General features: G+C 41.8%; 18 protein-coding genes. 5 read left to right on the plus strand and 13 right to left on the minus strand.

Translation table 11 applies throughout. The features are described 5' to 3' along the window. Window positions 1–24: 24 nt before the first annotated feature. The 12 genes from MHI25_RS25450 to MHI25_RS25505 all read right to left on the minus strand — a co-directional run bounded on the left by MHI25_RS25450 (window position 25) and on the right by MHI25_RS25505 (window position 10,617). Window positions 25–777, minus strand: coding sequence for an ABC transporter permease (locus tag MHI25_RS25450; protein WP_081383954.1), 753 nt, complete (start codon window positions 775–777; stop codon window positions 25–27). Continuing rightward, window positions 771–1,547, minus strand: coding sequence for an ABC transporter ATP-binding protein (locus tag MHI25_RS25455; protein ID WP_076194592.1), 777 nt, complete (start codon window positions 1,545–1,547; stop codon window positions 771–773). The genes MHI25_RS25450 and MHI25_RS25455 overlap by 7 nt, the downstream gene beginning before the upstream one ends. Next, complete coding sequence (locus tag MHI25_RS25460; RefSeq protein ID WP_248549534.1) at window positions 1,528–2,520, minus strand: ABC transporter substrate-binding protein; 993 nt, start codon at window positions 2,518–2,520, stop codon at window positions 1,528–1,530. Before MHI25_RS25460 ends, MHI25_RS25455 begins: the two co-directional genes overlap by 20 nt. A 236-nt stretch (window positions 2,521–2,756) precedes the next feature. Next, complete coding sequence (locus MHI25_RS25465) at window positions 2,757–3,230, minus strand: YhcH/YjgK/YiaL family protein (RefSeq protein ID WP_076186392.1); 474 nt, start codon at window positions 3,228–3,230, stop codon at window positions 2,757–2,759. A gap of 30 nt (window positions 3,231–3,260) precedes the next feature. Then, window positions 3,261–4,115 carry a MurR/RpiR family transcriptional regulator gene (locus tag MHI25_RS25470; protein ID WP_051491079.1) on the minus strand — a complete coding sequence of 285 codons (855 nt, stop codon included), beginning with the start codon at window positions 4,113–4,115 and terminating at the stop codon, window positions 3,261–3,263. 23 nt (window positions 4,116–4,138) lie between these two features. Beyond that, window positions 4,139–5,017 (minus strand): ROK family protein, encoded by an 879-nt coding sequence (locus tag MHI25_RS25475; protein ID WP_340394563.1) that lies wholly within the window; start codon window positions 5,015–5,017, stop codon window positions 4,139–4,141. 23 nt (window positions 5,018–5,040) lie between these two features. After that, complete coding sequence (locus MHI25_RS25480) at window positions 5,041–5,730, minus strand: N-acetylmannosamine-6-phosphate 2-epimerase (RefSeq protein ID WP_076186397.1); 690 nt, start codon at window positions 5,728–5,730, stop codon at window positions 5,041–5,043. A 23-nt stretch (window positions 5,731–5,753) separates the two neighbouring features. Then, a complete protein-coding gene (locus MHI25_RS25485) occupies window positions 5,754–6,596 on the minus strand; it encodes a carbohydrate ABC transporter permease (protein ID WP_081382492.1) in 843 nt (280 codons plus the stop codon). A 13-nt stretch (window positions 6,597–6,609) separates the two neighbouring features. Then, window positions 6,610–7,422, minus strand: coding sequence for a sugar ABC transporter permease (locus tag MHI25_RS25490; RefSeq protein WP_256716593.1), 813 nt, complete (start codon window positions 7,420–7,422; stop codon window positions 6,610–6,612). 147 nt (window positions 7,423–7,569) lie between these two features. Then, window positions 7,570–8,976 carry an extracellular solute-binding protein gene (locus MHI25_RS25495; RefSeq protein WP_076138085.1) on the minus strand — a complete coding sequence of 469 codons (1,407 nt, stop codon included), beginning with the start codon at window positions 8,974–8,976 and terminating at the stop codon, window positions 7,570–7,572. Between the two features lie 82 nt (window positions 8,977–9,058). Further along, window positions 9,059–9,700: an SGNH/GDSL hydrolase family protein gene (locus tag MHI25_RS25500; protein ID WP_076186401.1), complete on the minus strand. Its 642-nt coding sequence runs from the start codon at window positions 9,698–9,700 to the stop codon at window positions 9,059–9,061. Window positions 9,701–9,705: 5 nt separating this feature from the next. After that, complete coding sequence (locus tag MHI25_RS25505; RefSeq protein WP_038573110.1) at window positions 9,706–10,617, minus strand: dihydrodipicolinate synthase family protein; 912 nt, start codon at window positions 10,615–10,617, stop codon at window positions 9,706–9,708. A gap of 507 nt (window positions 10,618–11,124) precedes the next feature. Here MHI25_RS25505 and MHI25_RS25510 point away from each other — a divergent pair. Further along, window positions 11,125–11,310, plus strand: a complete 186-nt coding sequence (locus MHI25_RS25510) for a hypothetical protein (RefSeq protein WP_036679656.1) — start codon at window positions 11,125–11,127, stop codon at window positions 11,308–11,310. A gap of 200 nt (window positions 11,311–11,510) precedes the next feature. Here the strand turns inward: MHI25_RS25510 and MHI25_RS25515 are convergent, their stop codons facing one another. Beyond that, on the minus strand, window positions 11,511–12,440 hold the full coding sequence (locus MHI25_RS25515; RefSeq protein WP_340395709.1) for a phosphotransferase: 930 nt from the start codon (window positions 12,438–12,440) through the stop codon (window positions 11,511–11,513). Window positions 12,441–12,688: 248 nt separating this feature from the next. Here MHI25_RS25515 and MHI25_RS25520 point away from each other — a divergent pair, with 248 nt between their 5' ends. From MHI25_RS25520 to MHI25_RS25535, 4 genes are all read left to right on the plus strand, one after another. Continuing rightward, window positions 12,689–13,900: a sugar efflux transporter gene (locus MHI25_RS25520; RefSeq protein ID WP_052097297.1), complete on the plus strand. Its 1,212-nt coding sequence runs from the start codon at window positions 12,689–12,691 to the stop codon at window positions 13,898–13,900. Window positions 13,901–13,987: 87 nt separating this feature from the next. After that, window positions 13,988–14,536: a hypothetical protein gene (locus MHI25_RS25525; protein WP_340394564.1), complete on the plus strand. Its 549-nt coding sequence runs from the start codon at window positions 13,988–13,990 to the stop codon at window positions 14,534–14,536. Window positions 14,537–14,778: 242 nt separating this feature from the next. Continuing rightward, window positions 14,779–15,312, plus strand: coding sequence for a sigma-70 family RNA polymerase sigma factor (locus tag MHI25_RS25530; RefSeq protein ID WP_076129163.1), 534 nt, complete (start codon window positions 14,779–14,781; stop codon window positions 15,310–15,312). Further along, window positions 15,299–16,468, plus strand: a complete 1,170-nt coding sequence (locus MHI25_RS25535; protein WP_340394565.1) for a DUF4179 domain-containing protein — start codon at window positions 15,299–15,301, stop codon at window positions 16,466–16,468. Before MHI25_RS25530 ends, MHI25_RS25535 begins: the two co-directional genes overlap by 14 nt. Window positions 16,469–16,530: the final 62 nt, after the last annotated feature.

A 16,530-nucleotide genomic window follows, 5' to 3' on the forward strand; every position in this document is an offset into this window, starting at 1 on the left:
CTATAGTTCAATCTCCAACTAAATTTAGTTCCGCCACTTCATAAACTTGTAATCAAGAAAATCAACAAGCAAGAAGAGAATAAAACCGACCAAGCTGAACAACATAATTCCAGCATACATCTCCGGATAATCTAATCTTAACCACGCATCCATGATGAAAAAGCCCATACCATGCTCTGTTCCATAGATCTCCGTAAAAAACAGTACAGATATCGCCGTTCCAAGCGAAATACGAATCGTACTCAGAATTACTGACAATGCACCCGGCAGTGTCACATGCCAGAACTTCTGCACAGCGCTGGCACCTATACTAGTTAAGACATCATAGGTATTGTCCGGAATAGCCTTAACCCCATCCCTTACCGAAATGATGATCTGAAACAATAAAATCAGCATGATCATTAGGATTTTGGACGTCTCCCCAAGCCCGAAGAACAGCATCACTACTGGAAGCAGGGCAATTTTGGGAACAGGATACGTCAAGTAAACCACAGGGTCCAGCAGTTTGTTCCAGGTCAATGAACGTCCCATTAGAAGACCTATAAGCAGTCCAATAATTAACGCCAGTACCACACCTGCAAAAATTCTGAACAAGCTATACCCTACATTTATAGCAATATCCTGCGCCCCTAACTGAAACATCGCCTTATATACAGCAAAGGGACTTGGCAGAATCGAATGGTTCATAAGTAAAAATGCGATATACCAGACTACATTCATACAGACAAATACAAATAGCAGCCTTACTAGATGATGAAGTCGACGTTTGTTTACCATATCTCCTGCATTACCTTTCTAATCCGCTTAGTCTGCTCAAAGAAATCCACACTGTCCCGCTTATCCTCATGCTTCATATGAAACACCAAATGATTATCAATAATTTCAGGTGTAGTTTCTTTGTTGGACGGCATGACGATAATCTTTTGCCCCAGCAGAATCGCTTCTTCCACATCATGAGTGACAAATAATGTAGTCGTCGGGTTAGCCAGCCAGTTCTCTAAAAAGAGGACCTGCAGCGTTTCCCTTGTTATCGCATCGAGTGCAGAGAATGGCTCGTCCAGCAACAGAATAGTAGGCAAAATGGCAAAAGCTCTGGCAATCGCTACTCTTTGCTGCTGGCCTCCACTGAGGGATAAGGGATAACGTTCTGCTAAATCAGAGATCCCCATCGACGAAAGCCACTGCTTAATCTGCGTCTCCCGTTCTTGCTTGGATGAACTTGCCGTATGCGTAATCTTCATTGCGATTTGAATATTATCATGTACAGTCTTCCAAGGAAGAAGCCCGTAGTTCTGCGGCACCAGCCCGATTAACGTTTCTTTCTCATGTACAGATTTCTCATTAAAAAGAATTTGTCCCTGATAGCTAGGCAGCAAGCCCGCAATCGCCCGTAATAAGGTTGATTTTCCGCTGCCAGAGGGTCCGATAATGGTGTAGATCCCATGTTCCGGCAAAGATAAATCCACCTGACCTAAGGCTAATTGTCCGCTCTTATATTCTACTTTCAGATCCTTTATGGCGAGTCCTTTATTTCTTGAATTGGACATCAGAAATCACATCTTCAGCCGAGATATTTTTGCTAAGCAAACCTTTTTCCCGTGCCCAAGCAAATGCAGCCTCTACTTCCTTCACATCCACTTGATAAGCTGGTACATAATCCGGTACCTTGATCTCATCTTTTAATGTTTCTGGATATCCTACTTCTTTGATTACAAGATCGATATATTCAGATTGTTCATGGGATTTCATATAAGCTACTGCTTCATCATAAGCAGCATACATACTGCGGATAGCTTCTGCTTTGGCATCAATTGCAGTTTGCGGGAAAGCTAATACGAACGGATTTACTCCCGCAGTTATCGTTGAGCTCAGTACACGCAGGCCTGAGGTTTTGCCCATCGTTACAAAAGGTTCTGGCAAAATAGCCGCATCCGCCTTATTATTCTTAAGCAATTCTAACCGGGTCGGAATCTGTGGAACCTCTGTCACTGTAATATCATCTTCGGTCAGACCTGCTTGTTTCAGCATCATGGCCACTGTATATTGTGTGGAGGTATTCTTGGACAAAATCACGGTTTTCCCCTTCAAACCCTTCACATCCTGGATCGATTCATTTCCAGTCAGCAAATCAAATTCCCCAAAAGTTGTACTGGTGATCTTCACATCCAGTCCAGCCTCATTGTAAATGGAGATCGCAACCAGGTCAGCACTTAGACCATCCAGCTTGCCTGCTTGAAAAGCTACATCCCGATCTTTGGCGCTTTTAAACGTCTGGATGTCCAGATCCACACCGTGGTTTTTATCGAAACCTTGTTCATGTGCGATGATAAAAGGAATAGCATCAATCGAGGGTAATAAACCGAGCGACAATGAGGTAACTTCTTTTGCAGCCTCTGGAGCAGCTCCCTCTGACGATTCTGTATTTGTATTATTTTTCGAACCACAACCCACTGCAAGTGCAGCGATGACAACAACCATCATAGATAACAACAACATTCTCTTTAGACCTTTATTCTTCATTTAACTCTCCTGCCTCCATTATTCTTTCTATAGTGTAATTCTCTGTAATATTCTTTGCTCACTCATAAATGTGCATGCAAAAAAATCCTTAAGCTCTACAAAAAAAGCTTTAGGCATGTTAAGTTTACCACCAATCTTTATATTTTGTATATTTATAAATTTAGATATAAGTAAATAGAAGCGACGCAAAAAAAGCTGACAGCGGAATGGTTCCGCTACCAGCCTCAATCTCTATGTTATGGAGTTAGTAGATTTGTATGGATTTTAATGACAGCTTTTTTAATCTGCTGCCCCGGTTGACCCATACCCGGTCTGTGAACATCATGAGGGAAAAAGACCGCGAACATTCCAGGCTTCAAAGATAACAATATTTCATCTGCTGATGGGGGATAAAGCGCATATTCTCCTTCGGCATCGTAAGGCTTAATGGGCTCGATCCCTTCTTGCAGGGGTGCCCAGCCAATCGTTTCTTCACCTTCGATCAGATAATGCACATCAATATAAGTCTCATGCTTCTCTGCGACTTGTTCCTCCAGCGATTTTGCCTCCAGAGCCATAATCGAAGCATACATTTCGTTCCCGCGGATTTCGATTCGCCCAAGATCAGGATCATGTTGTAAGATTACTTTCAATTCCTCAATAGCCTCAACAATGACAGGATTCTCATACTTGATATGCTCTTCCCAAGATGACAAAGAACCTAAGATCATAACTTCCCATTCCCCTCACATCTTAATGTACTAAACCAGTTTCTCACTGACTGCTGAAGCTGTAGTTTCTTTATTGATTATGGATTGCTCACTAGTCTTCTTGAAATATTCTACATATAAAATATCAAGCAGATAGAGCTGCGATATCTTTGCAGATAATGAACCCCCTTGCAGCGGTCCTTCATTAGCACCACATAGCAGGGTCAGATCGGAGTACGAGGTTAACGGTGACTTTTCAAACCTAGTAATGGATATTACTTTGGCTCCTCGTTCCTTTGCTTTTCTCGCAACCTCAATGCTATCCTTGGTCGAGCCGGAATAAGAAATCACAACAGCGACATCCCGGTTGGACATCAACGCTGCCGACATCATCTGCAGATGTGAATCCATTAAACATTCCGTTTTGTTCGTAATACGCATAAATTTAATCTTGGCTTCCATAGCTGTGACTAGAGAAGAGCCCACACCGAAAAACAATACACGTTCTGCATTAATCAAATACTCAATGGCCTCACTGATCTTCTGTATATCAATTAAATTATAGGTCTCGTTGAGTGCACTTACATTCGTGGTCAGCACTTTAGAAGCAACAGCTTCAATCGTATCATCCATCAGAATTTGATCGGTAAGCTGCGGGATCTCATTCTCCACAGTGATGCTATGTGCCAATGCGATCTTGAACTCTTGATACCCTTTATAACTTAAAGATTTGCAAAATCGAAATATACTTGATTCCCCAACATCACATGCATCTGCAAGATCAGTAATCGACATGTAGACTACACTTCTCGTATTCTCCAGTACGTAGTCCGCTACCTTCTTCTCCGTATTCGTCAAATTATTGTATTTAGAATGAATTGAAGAAAAAATACTGATTGTCCGCAAAAAAGCCCCTCCTTTTCAATAAATTAATGTACGAATAAGGAGGAAGCTCCCAGCAGACCTGCCTTATTCCCTAATGAGGCTTTAACAATTCTCACTCCCGCAAAGCTTTCCATAATCAAAGACTTCGTGCGTTCTTCTACCCTTCGAACCAAATCTTCTTGTTCCATTACGCCGCCACCAATAATGATCGCGGATGGATTGAAGATATGTGTGATAGAGGCTAAACCCACAGCCACTTCAGTAATCCATAAATCTAAAATACGTTCAAGCTGCTCATTTCCGCTCTCTATTTTATCAAATAAAGCTTTTCCGTCCGTGCATTCGGGATCTGCCAGCTGAGCCATCTTCACTAAAGCTGTAGTTGAAGCGTATTTTTCATAATACGGCAGTCCTTCTACTCCGGATGGGGCCGACAATGGGTGAGTAAAGATATGGCCAAATTCAGCCGCTACCCCATTAGCCCCTTTATAGATTTGGCGATTAATGACGATCGCACCGCCAATGCCTGTGCCAAAGGTTAGACATAAGAAATTGTTAAAGCTCTGAGCAGCCCCAAAATAAGCCTCGCCTAATGCTGCTGAATTCACATCGTTCTCTACCATAACAGGTTTATGAAAATGATGGGTGACAATATCCTTAATTTTCATTCCAGTATATCTAGGTATATTTTCGTTAGCATAGACAATAAATCCTTCTTCTGCATTAACTTGGCCCGCGGTGCTTATGGCAATGGCATCAAAATGATCGTATTCTGCAATCTTTTCCAGCATTCTCGAGATTACATGGGGTCCCCCCAAGTAGCTTTCTGTTGCATACTCCTTGAAGTCATGTACATTCCCCTGTTTATCGCATATACACATCTTGGTATTGGTACCGCCAATATCTACGGCTACAATTCTCATTCCCATCTACCCTCTCTGGCGTTCTACTGAATAGCGTTCACAAACCGTTTCGTAATCTCCATCGGTCTCGTGATCGCAGAGCCAACCACTGCTGAATACACACCTAAATCAAACATGGTCTTTAATTCTTCAGGAGTGGAAACCCCACCTTCAGCTATAACGGGAACAGAGAAGTTGTTGACGATCTGTTGAACCAATTCAAAATCTGGCAAGTTGCGGCCTTTAGTAGCCTCGGTATAACCGCTCAAGGTAGTTCCTATCAGATCAAATCCCAGCTCAACAGCCTTCGCAGCTTCCGCAAATGTAGAACAATCCGCCATAAACAGTTGATCTTTATAGGTCTCTTTTAAAAGTGGAAAAAGTTCAGAAATAGTAGATCCGTCCGGGCGAATACGGTCTGTAGCATCCATAGCAATGATATCTACCCCTTCGCGGTACAGCTCATCGACTTCCTTTTGAGTGGGTGTAATAAAGACTTCAGAGCCTTTATACACCTTTTTGATTATCCCAATGATCGGCAGATTCACTTGCTTTTTGATTTCTTGAATATCCGCTACGCTGTTTGCCCGAATTCCAGAAGCCCCGCCTAAGTAAGCAGCATAAGCCATTCTCCCCATAATAAACGGGCTATGCAGCGGTTCTTCTGGTAAGGCTTGACTGGAGACGACTAGTTTATGTTTTATTTTTTTAAGTACATTATTTTCAGTATTCATCAGTAACCACTCCACATTTTTATTTATTCTTTAACTGCTCCTGCCGTAATCCCATTGGTGAAGAACCGTTGGAATAACATGAACACTAGCAACATCGGAATTGCAGCGATGGTAGCTCCGGCCATTTTATAAGCGAAATTAGGATTCAAATCCTGCATTAAGGTCGCAGTACCAACCATTAATGTTTTCATTTTGTTCTCTTGGCCTATAACCAGCTGCCACAAATAATCATTCCAGACTTGCACGAAATTCAGAATAAATAAGGCTCCAATACCAGGTTTGACAATAGGCAACATGATGCGCGTGAAGATTCTCCATTCATTTGCACCATCTATTCTCCCGGCTTCTCTTAAGGCATTAGGGGTTAAATCGAAGAATCCCTTTAATAGGAACACTCCAAATGCACCCGCCACGTTCGGCCAAATCATACCGTTATAACTATTTACCATTCCAAATTGTTGGGTGATCCGGAATAAGGGCACAATCATAATTTCTTTAGGAATCATCAAGCTTGATATAAAGATAATGAAGATTATATTTTTACCTTTAAAATTAATCTTTGAGAACGCATAGGCGGCCATAGAGCCTACAACAATAACCAAAATAGTAGAAATACCAGATACATAAATACTATTAAACGTCCATCTTAAAGCCGGCTGGTTCTGAAATACATCCACATAGTTGGAGAATGTAATCGATTTGGGCCACCAGTCTGGAGGCATCTTCACAACATCCGAGCTGTTTTTAAGTGAACTTGTGAATAACCAATATAGTGGAAAAAGATTAAGGAGTGCGAAGAGGATAATGATCACATTCGATATCACATCAAACTTCTCTCTCTTTTTCTTGTTTTTAATCTTCGACATGTTGTATTCCCCCTCACTTCACCTTAATCATGCTTCGTAGCTGTGGCACAGACAATATCAATGTAATCACGAACATGATAACCCCTACCGCAGAAGCTACACCGAGTTGGTTATATTTAAAGGCATTATTATAAAGGTAGTACATCAGCGTTACGGAGGAATTATTCGGTCCGCCACCGGTCAATAACTGAATAACTACAAAGATTTTTAATACGGCAATAATATTGATAATCGTAATATAAGTTGTTGTAGGTCCTACCGAAGGAATCAGGATCTTTGTAATCACTTGCCATCTGCTAGCACCATCGATTTCTGCTGCTTCAAAAAGCTCTTTCGAGACACCAATCATCGCAGCTATATACAGAATAATTGCCTGGCCCACGTTAGTTGCGAAGGTTACAAATATCACGACTGGCAGAACCGTCTTTGGATTTCCCAGCAGATTAATCGTCCCTAGTCCCATGTCTTTATATAGATAAGAGATAAGTCCGTTAGCCGGATTCAGCAAAAAGCTCCAGACCATACTCATAACCACCATGGACACCATTACCGGGATATAATAACTTCCTCTAATAAAGGAAACGTACTTAGCATTCTTATCAAATACCGCAGAGGCTACGAACAATGCAAACCCCACTGTAAGTAGAACGATAAATATTACGAACACAACGGTGTTGATGGTAGCCTTAAAAAATACCGGATCATTAAACAATGTAGTGTAATTGGCAAAACCCACAAACTTCTCGCTGTCATAATTAATCTGGTATAGACTCAGCCGCATCCCTTCTAAGATCGGATAGACAAGAAAGGCTAAGAATACTATCATCTGAGGTAAAATAAACAGATAACCTGTAATATTCTCTTTTAGGTAATTACTACGTAGTTTCATATCGTTTACCTTTCTAATTAACAGCCCCAGAGTCTCTTCAGACCCTAAAGGCTGTCAATCGTGTATTGTTTATCTGGTCTTAGATTATTGGAAAATTACAGAGCCAGCTTTATTGGTCTCAATCACCTTGTTGCCACTTGCCTGATAATCTTGCACAAACTGTTCCGGTGTCTTAGCTCCCATGTAAAGTGCTTGTAGCTCTGGATATAAAACCTCTCTTAATTGGCTGTATCCTGGAACGTTGCCTGTGAAGTTGAACAAATATTTAGAGTTGGCATCGTAAGCTGCAAACAGTGGATTTTCTGCTTTAAGTGCTTCGGCTACAGAACTTCTTACAGGAATACCATTCTTAGAGGATTTAACTAACTCAGGATCGCTTGAGAAGAACTTCACGAAATCCTTAGCTACTTCAGTCTTCTTAGCATCTTTGGACTTGAATACACTAGCGCCTACTACATAAGTAAAGGATAGAGGATCTCCGCTTTCCGACGGAATATTAGCAAGTCTCATATCGAATTTCGCTGCCGTACCGTCCGCCATATTTGCTTTCGTACCATTAAACAGAATCGGGTTAGTGAAACTGATTGCTAATTGCTGATTTTGGAACATAGCATTGGCATCATTAGAAGAAACAGATTCTGCGCCTGGATTTGTATATCCGCCGTCGTATAGGTTTTTCAGCCAAGTTGCAGCTTTAACTCCGTTCTCATCGTTCAGGACAATGTTGCCTTGATCATCAAAGAACTTATTGCCGAACATTCTCATATAGGCAAGGTTCCATGTATCGCCCTGATTATTTACAGCGAATAATGCCATTGGATATGCATTGGAATACTTATCCTTCGGCAGATTGTTTTTGAGACCCTCAAGAATTTGTTGATATTCATCCAAGTTCCAAGTTTTGATTTCGGATTCTTCACCCACAAACTTTTCCAAGCCTGCTGCTTTAAACATGTCCGCGTTGTAAACCAAGGTGCCTGGGTTGTGCTGGAATGGATAGAAATAAATATCTTCTCCGAACGTTACAGCGTCCCAGTAGTTTTGAGCAATATCGCTTTTCGCGTCTTCATCAATGATGTCGGTCAAAGGAACCAATGCTCCCCGGTGAACGTAATCGCCCATCGGGAATACACTCTCAAAGAACACATCTGGAGGTGTTCCTCCGCTTAAGTTAACGTTAAGCAATTGATCGCGCTGATCTCCAGCAATGACCTCTATTTGAATATCTGCATCGTATTTATCATATTGTGCTTTGAATTTCTCAGCGGCGTGCTTTAGGAAGCTATCATAGTCCGCGCCTGCCTCCGTGGCATCCACAACACCCTTCCACTGTGGAGTCAGCCATACTCTGATCGCCACTTTTTCCTTCCCAGATGCAGAAGAATTATCGGATGTATTAGAACTCGCAGCATTGTTACCTGAGCAACCTGAAATTAAAGAAATAATCACCATTAGCGCAACCATTGTCGAGAGTAAACGTTTTTTCTTCATTTATAAACCTCCCTAAAAGTTTTGTGAGCATTATCTTCTCTGAATCTCTTCGTACAAAACTCGCTTCGAAAGCATAGAACCTTTAATTTAAAATCCGTTTAGCATGGTATTGCACTAAATCGGCCATGTTGCGATGTCCTTGCGGATCAAGATGCATATAATCAATTTCATTCATCGATACATGGTCTCTGGAATCTACAAAGTGGATACCAGTTCCCGTTAGCAAAGCTGCAAGATGCTCAGCGAGCTCCATAGACTTCTCACTACATCCGCTACCCATTGGTTTGCCAATAGGGGTATGAATATACTCTGCTCCAATCGGAGGGGGCGCGATTACTAGAACCTCTGGAGCCTTCCCCTCAGGTCCTGCACCGCTACCTTTAGCTTTAAGAGCCAGTCTAACAATACCTTGTGCGATGTTATAAGAAGTTAATCCAAACCTTTCTTTGGTATCATTGGTCCCAAGCATGATCACAACCAAGTCTAATGGCGAATGTGACATTAGGCAGGGATAGATATAGGAAATTCCAGAAAGTCCTTCAAATAGAGGGTCCTCACTGACACTTGTTCTGCCGGGAAGCCCTTCTTCGATCATACGGTAGGCGTCACCCAATTCTGTATGAAGAATTCCCGTCCAACGAATATCATCCTTAAATCTGCGGTCTGTCTCTGCGTCGTAGCCCCAAGTATTAGAATCGCCAAAGCATACGATGGATTTCTTCATTTGTCTTAACCGCAATATCTTTCAATAGCTTGATCAATCAATTTCATAATGTCTGCGATCGGACCAGCATCTTCAGCGGCTACTGCCTCAAGCGGTGCTCTTACGCTACCAATGTTTACGCCTCTTAATTTTAGAATCTCTTTTATTCCGGCATACATGGCACCTTTGAGCGAACAAAGGGCGATGATAATATCGTTGATATCGCTTTGAATTTGTCCAGCTTCTTCGAACTTACCAGCCTTAACAAATTCATTTGCTTGCAGGAACAGCTCAGGCATAACCGCATAGGTTCCACCGATTCCCGCATCCGCTCCCATGATTCTTCCCGCAACATATTGTTCATCCGGTCCATTAAATACCACTACATCTTTTCCACCCACTCTTTTGAATCTTTCAATATCCATAGTCGGCATGGAGGAGTTCTTCACACCAATCACCTTTTTGTTCGCAAGCAGCTTCTCAAATAGGGACGGAGTCAGTGTATATCCAGTAGTCTGAGGAATGTTGTAGATGATGAAGCTTAGAGGGGTTGCCTCCATAATCTCGCTCCAATATTTATAGACTGCACTATCAGGTAACTTGAAATATATAGGCGGGATTGCGGATAATGCATCGTATCCTAAGGTTGCAGCATGTTTCGCTAACTCAATACTATCTCTAGTGGAAGGGGCACCCACGTGGGCAATCAGTGTCATTTTACCTTTCAGGTTACTAGCTACGTAGCTTAGTACCGCTTTGCGTTCGTCGAGACTCTGGTAAATACATTCTCCTGAGCTGCCTCCCACATATACACCTTGAACTCCTTTTTCAAATAAGTAATCACATAAAGCATGCGTCCGGGATTCCGAAATATTTCCTTGATCGTCATAGCAGGCATAAAAGGCAGGTATAATTCCGTGGAACTTTGTGAGTGTCATTGTTAATCCCCCTTAAGTTGTGAGCGGTTTCTTTTCTACATAAACAAAATATCATTATATTTTGCTTTTGTAAATTATTTTCTCTATTTTTAGAAAAATAAAATTTATTTCCACCAATCTTATTTATGATTAGCAAAATAATGGTTTTCAGTGCAACTCGCAGCTAATAATCATTTATTTTTCCATATTCATTAGAAAATAATCCTGTAAATTCTCCACCCTAAATTTATTTCTTCAGGGCAGTATTTGTTGGATATACGGATGTAAAATAATTTAAAAAGGTGGTACTAATGAGTATCCTTTCAGCTTCACTAAAAGTGTCTCCTACAGGGAGACACTTCTCTCCAGATGAAGCACAAAACCTAAATAACACACAATGTTCACTGAATAATCTGTGTTTTTCAGACGGACACACCTTTTAAAAAATGGAGTTTAGGATTATAATGAAAGCGTAAACAAAGAACAACAAAATCTATTTTGTTTCTTCGCCAAAGGAGGCTGGAGGAAATGCTAGCAGGACTTAAGGAACTTAAAAATTGGGTGACAGAAAACTGGAATCCAACATTGAATACAGGTAATGAGGACTACCGGAAAATGGAGTACTCCGTGGAGCGCCATCTGCACACTCCGCAATCTCCGAAACCACTTAGCTATGAAGAAGAGGCTCGCATCAAGACCGTTAAATTTCATTAACTAACCCTTCAGATAAAGATTGATTCATAACGAAGACATCAGACCGCCAGTTCTGGAAGCAATTTCAGTGGATGCGGTCTTTTATTATGCCTTGTAGTTGTATACCGAAAAAACCTCCTCCACCCTAAAGGGTGAAGAAGGCTAATAGGTTACTTTCAAGGACATGGCAGTAGGTTATCAATTCAAAGGCCTTGTTTAGTTCATCCTTCGATAAACCTCAGCGCGCGTTCCGATTGATAATCAGCTAGGCCTTGGGCGAATTGTTGATCAGGAAATCCTCTATGCAGCAGCTTTAATCCACCTGAAGTTAAGGAGACATGATGGTGGAATTGATAAAATAACAGCCTATCATGATCCAGAGCATCGTTCTTTAAGTACCGGTAGAAATCCCCAAATCTCATCTGCAAAAAACTATGTTCATGCTCAATATCATAAAACATTGCTCCTTCGATATCGATCAAGAAAGGTTCCAGTTTATCGTTAACCATAACATGGTCAGGACCCAGTTCCCCGTGAATAAACCCATATTGCTGTCTGGGTTGAATTTTTGATTCAAGCTCGTACAACTTATCGAGCAGTTTACTTTGATTAGACCTGATCTTCTCAATATGTTGGGAGGCATAGGCTAGCTGCACTTTCGCATTTTCCATTTGTAATAAATGACATTGCCCCATGCTGCTCTCGTTAGCATTTGCTTTCCCAAAAACATGCCTCTCGTGGGTATGCATAGCAGTAAGCATTTCCCCCACACGCTTAAAAACTTTATCTTGAACACGTAACTCGGGATGATGAAAATAGGTTTCTGCCATTCTTCCATCTATATATTCAACCAGAGCATAATCGAAAGAGTAACGATCTCTTGCCTTATTCAGATCATAAAGAGCAGGGGTCTGAATTCCATGTTGTGTTAAGTACCTGTTATTTAATTCGAATAAATGACTTCCATAGGATTGTTCATTTATATCTTCATTTGCTTTTTCTTCTTTAAAATAATTCATAGAAAGATCCCACACATACAAAACGCAGGAAAATCCATTACTGCACTCAATCTTGTAGACCACCTTTTGTGCGCCGCCATGCATGCGCGAAACACGAGCAACGAAATAACTGCTGCCAAAAACCCTACTAATATAATCCTGTAAGTCAGCCTTATCGAGATGACAAGTAACGTCCATTAACAACACTCCATTTATTAGGTTTTGCCGGCTTCACAATAGTAAATAAAATCCAGCCGAAAGTATAGACTTATTCTTTCTGATCAATTATGATGTTGAATAAGGTCTTGAAAAAAACAAGCATACAAAAAGCCGTTGGAATTCATTTCAACGGCTTTTTTTTATGAAATATCTAAACAAATATAGAGGAGTACTTTCACAACATGTTCAAACGACTAACTGCACTATTTTCGATTCCCTCTTATGGCTTACTCTTTTTATGTATGTTACTGCAGGGGATGGGGATTTCACTCAGCGCACCCTTTTTATCCATTTATTTTACGGAACAGCTTGGAGTATCTGTCGGGCTGTTTGGTGTTTTTCTGGCCACCACGTTAATTGCCGGGATATGGATCAGTACACTAATCGGAAGACGCTCTGACCTCGGCTTAAATCGAAGAAACATTTACCTTGTCTCCACGCTCTGTAATGCTCTGGCTTATAGCGGATACTTGCTCATTGGGGATTTTACGATCTTATTCATCTACATGATTGTGTTCACCGCCCTCGGTGCACCAGGGATGCCTCAATTGTTCGCCATAGCTAGAGAAGCAGTGAATAAGAGCGATTTTACGGATACTGCATTTGCAAATTCTACCTTGCGTTCTGCTTTCTCTCTCGGCTTTATTACAGGTCCTTTAATCGGTACTCTGCTAATTGCTGCTGTTGGGTTTAAGGGGATTTTCTCGGGCACCATCGGAGTATTCCTGCTGGTTGCCTTACTTATTTCGCTATTCCTGAAATCAAATACAGAAGTGAAAAGCAGTACTGCAGAAGTAAAAGTAAAAAGTTTCCGGTTGGGTCAGAACCGTAATGTTCTGCTTCCTTTTCTGATTATGATACTCATGTATGTAGCCCACTGGACGAGTAGCATCAATACTGCCCTCTTTATTACCAACAATCTAGGGGGAACAACAAGCGATGTTGGTTTAGTCAGCAGTATTTGTGCTGCGCTGGAAATTCCTTTTATGATCATGCTGGGACTACTTAGTGCGAAATACAGTAACCGAATCCTGATGATGTGCGGAGCCATTTTCGGAGGAGCTTATTATCTCGTTGTCATTACTTCAGGCGCGATGTGGCAAATGCTTGCAGCCCAAATTTTGCTTGCCTTTTTTGTTGCCGTTATTTCAGCGATTGGCATTAGCTACATTCAGGATCTGCTTCCAAACATGCCTGGGTATGCATCCACGCTCTACTCTAATTCATCCACAATCGGCAGACTGATTGGCAGTCTTGTTGGCGGGTTATTAGCTAGTGTTGTTGGGTACCGGTATTCATTTGTGCTCTGTTTCATACTCGTCATTATTTCTACAATCATGCTTGCGGTAAGCGGACGTTACTCTGTAGATGATCCACAAAAACTAGCGATTTAATCCGCTTTTTCGGGCTTCATTCAGCCCTTGAAACTTCTCCATATTTTCTCGCGACTAACTAACATATCCTTAAAAAGGTGGGGTTAGATGTTAAAAACTATTGCAAGAATGCTCATGTTGATGTCTTTAATCTTTCTGGCAGCATGTGCAGGGGATGTTAAACCCATCGAGGAGCCGAACACAGGAGCAAATACGCCAACCCAAAGTCCAGCGATGAATACGCAGAAGCCGCAAAACACAGAACCCAAGCAGCCAAATGAAACCAGCTTTAAAGCAGAATTGTCGATAAATCTGAAATCATATTCAGATCAATTGACAGAGTATGATCTCCCCGCACTTGAAGTGCTGGAAAAAAACCTAACTGCTTTGGTTGAGCATGACCACACACTTTTCCAATCCGGGTTCGTAAACAAAAAACTAGCAGATGCTATGGAACCTTATTATGACGAACAATATCAGTACAAATTCACAGACATCGAAAGCATCGATTCCATGTTACCCAACGAACATCAGGTAAATATAACGGTGACCGGACAACGCTTGGATATGGCCGCAAAGACAGTTGAAAATGTAAAAATGCTATACGCTATTCGGCCAACCGATCAAGGGGAATGGGTCATTTATATCATTGATTGATTGATTGACTGATTGATTGACTAACTGACTGACTAGCTTTTGAAAATCGTCGTCCGATTCCTGACAGGGAATTTGAACGGCGATTTTTTTGTGAAAAAAAACCAATTTCTCACCTTGCTAGCATTGCGAGATGCGGAGAATGGAATCATGTTTGTGGTAACCTTCTAGCTACCTACCCGATCTAATATTTAAGTAACGTTACGAACATCCTAAGACTTCTAGTCAAGAAAGCAGGTAAATCTTTGCATATAGATCCTATTGTCGTCAAAGCCAAAGCTGGAGACCCTGAAGCATTCGTGCAGTTGATGCAGGAGATAGAGTTACCTTTATACAGAACTGCAAGGTCCATCGTCAACAAAGAAGAAGATTGTGCAGATGCCCTGCAGGAGACGATGCTTAAAGCCTTTAAGAACATCCATACACTCAGAGAGCCCGCTTTTTTCAAAACGTGGATCTTCCGGATTCTGATTAATGAATGCAATAAAATGCTCAAAAACAACTCAAGAGCCCTCCCTTATGGAGAGCTTCCCGAAGTCCCTTCCACTTCCAAGGATTATGAGAAAATCGAATTATGGGATGCCGTTCAACATCTTGAGGAGAACCTCCGGATTGTCATTCACCTTCACTACCTACAGGACATGCCGATCCGTCAAATTTCCGACATTCTCGAAATTTCTACGGTTGCTGTGAAGACCCGGCTGCATCGCGCCCGCAAAAAGCTAAAGCATTCATCTCAATTCAATCAAGAAATGGAGCTGCGACATGGTAAACACTAAGTTAGAAGAACAGTTAAAGAACTGCCAAAGCCTACTTCCCGCTCAGTTATCGGATATTGCCCGCTCCAAACTGAATGAGACTTACCAAATCATCAGGGAGACCGATAATTCCATTTCCCCCATTCAGAGAAAGATGGATGCATCCAAAACTTTTAATAAGTGGTTGATTTCCACTGCAGCCGCTGCAATTCTTGGAGTTACAGTCCTCGCTTCCGGCTTTGTATCGCCCGCAATGGCTGGTGCACTCAAGCAAATTCCGGTTTTGGGACAAATCTATTCATTATGGGGCGAAAAAAACTTAGATCCCGGTGTTCAACAAGCCGAGGATTTCATCACAAACGTAAACCAAAGCGTGACCCATAGCGATGTGACCATGAATATCCCAACGTTGTTATTTGACGGAACCCGAATTCTTATGAACCTAACCACTCCTGGAAACCGTCTGGCTTCGGAGCCCAATTCGCCGCCTTCAGATGCCAATAAAGGGGCGGTGGATACGTTTGAGGTTCTCTATAAAGGTCAACCTCTGCTCTGGAGTTACGAACACATGGATGGTGAGGCTGCTTCCAGCATAATGGTTCAGGTTTTGAACACTTATTATGAGCCGAGTACAACAACACAGACGGTCCAGTTCCCTGATCAGTTTGACTTGACTGTAAATGTAACGTTAAAGGGTTACGATGTCCCGTTCGAATTCGTTCTGCCCGTTACAAAATCAACGCCTTTTACCACTCTAACTTCAGAGGAAACCAAGCATCATGATAACATTAACTTGCAGATCAGTAAGGTGGAAATCACCCCAATTACAACCCAGGTCTCCGTTGAGTACAAAACCAAACCTGGCCAGAGCGTAGAAGAAATGCTCGCTTCTATCCCTTCGAAATATAAGGGTGCTAACGAGGGCGTCATCGCTCTTCAGTTTGACATTGTGGATGAACGTGGCGTTCAACTGAAGCCCGTTGGTGCTCAACCCTTAAGCGAATCTTATAATATTCGTTTTGAACCCTTCAAGACTGTACCGAGTACCGTAACCATCAAACCATACTTAGTCGTATCAGAAGGTCAAGCCCCAGCTGGGACTACAGGACTGTGGGAAGACAACAATATGGTCAAGGAATATATCCCTGAGCTGGAGACTGTACTTTCGGTGCAATAGTTCATTTGTAAAAGGGTATGCAAAACTACAAAAGACGAAGCCAAATAGGCTTCGTCTTTATA

Origin of the sequence: Paenibacillus sp. FSL E2-0177, from assembly GCF_037992975.1 — a bacterium.
Classification (GTDB): Bacteria; Bacillota; Bacilli; order Paenibacillales; family Paenibacillaceae; genus Paenibacillus_AQ; species Paenibacillus_AQ odorifer.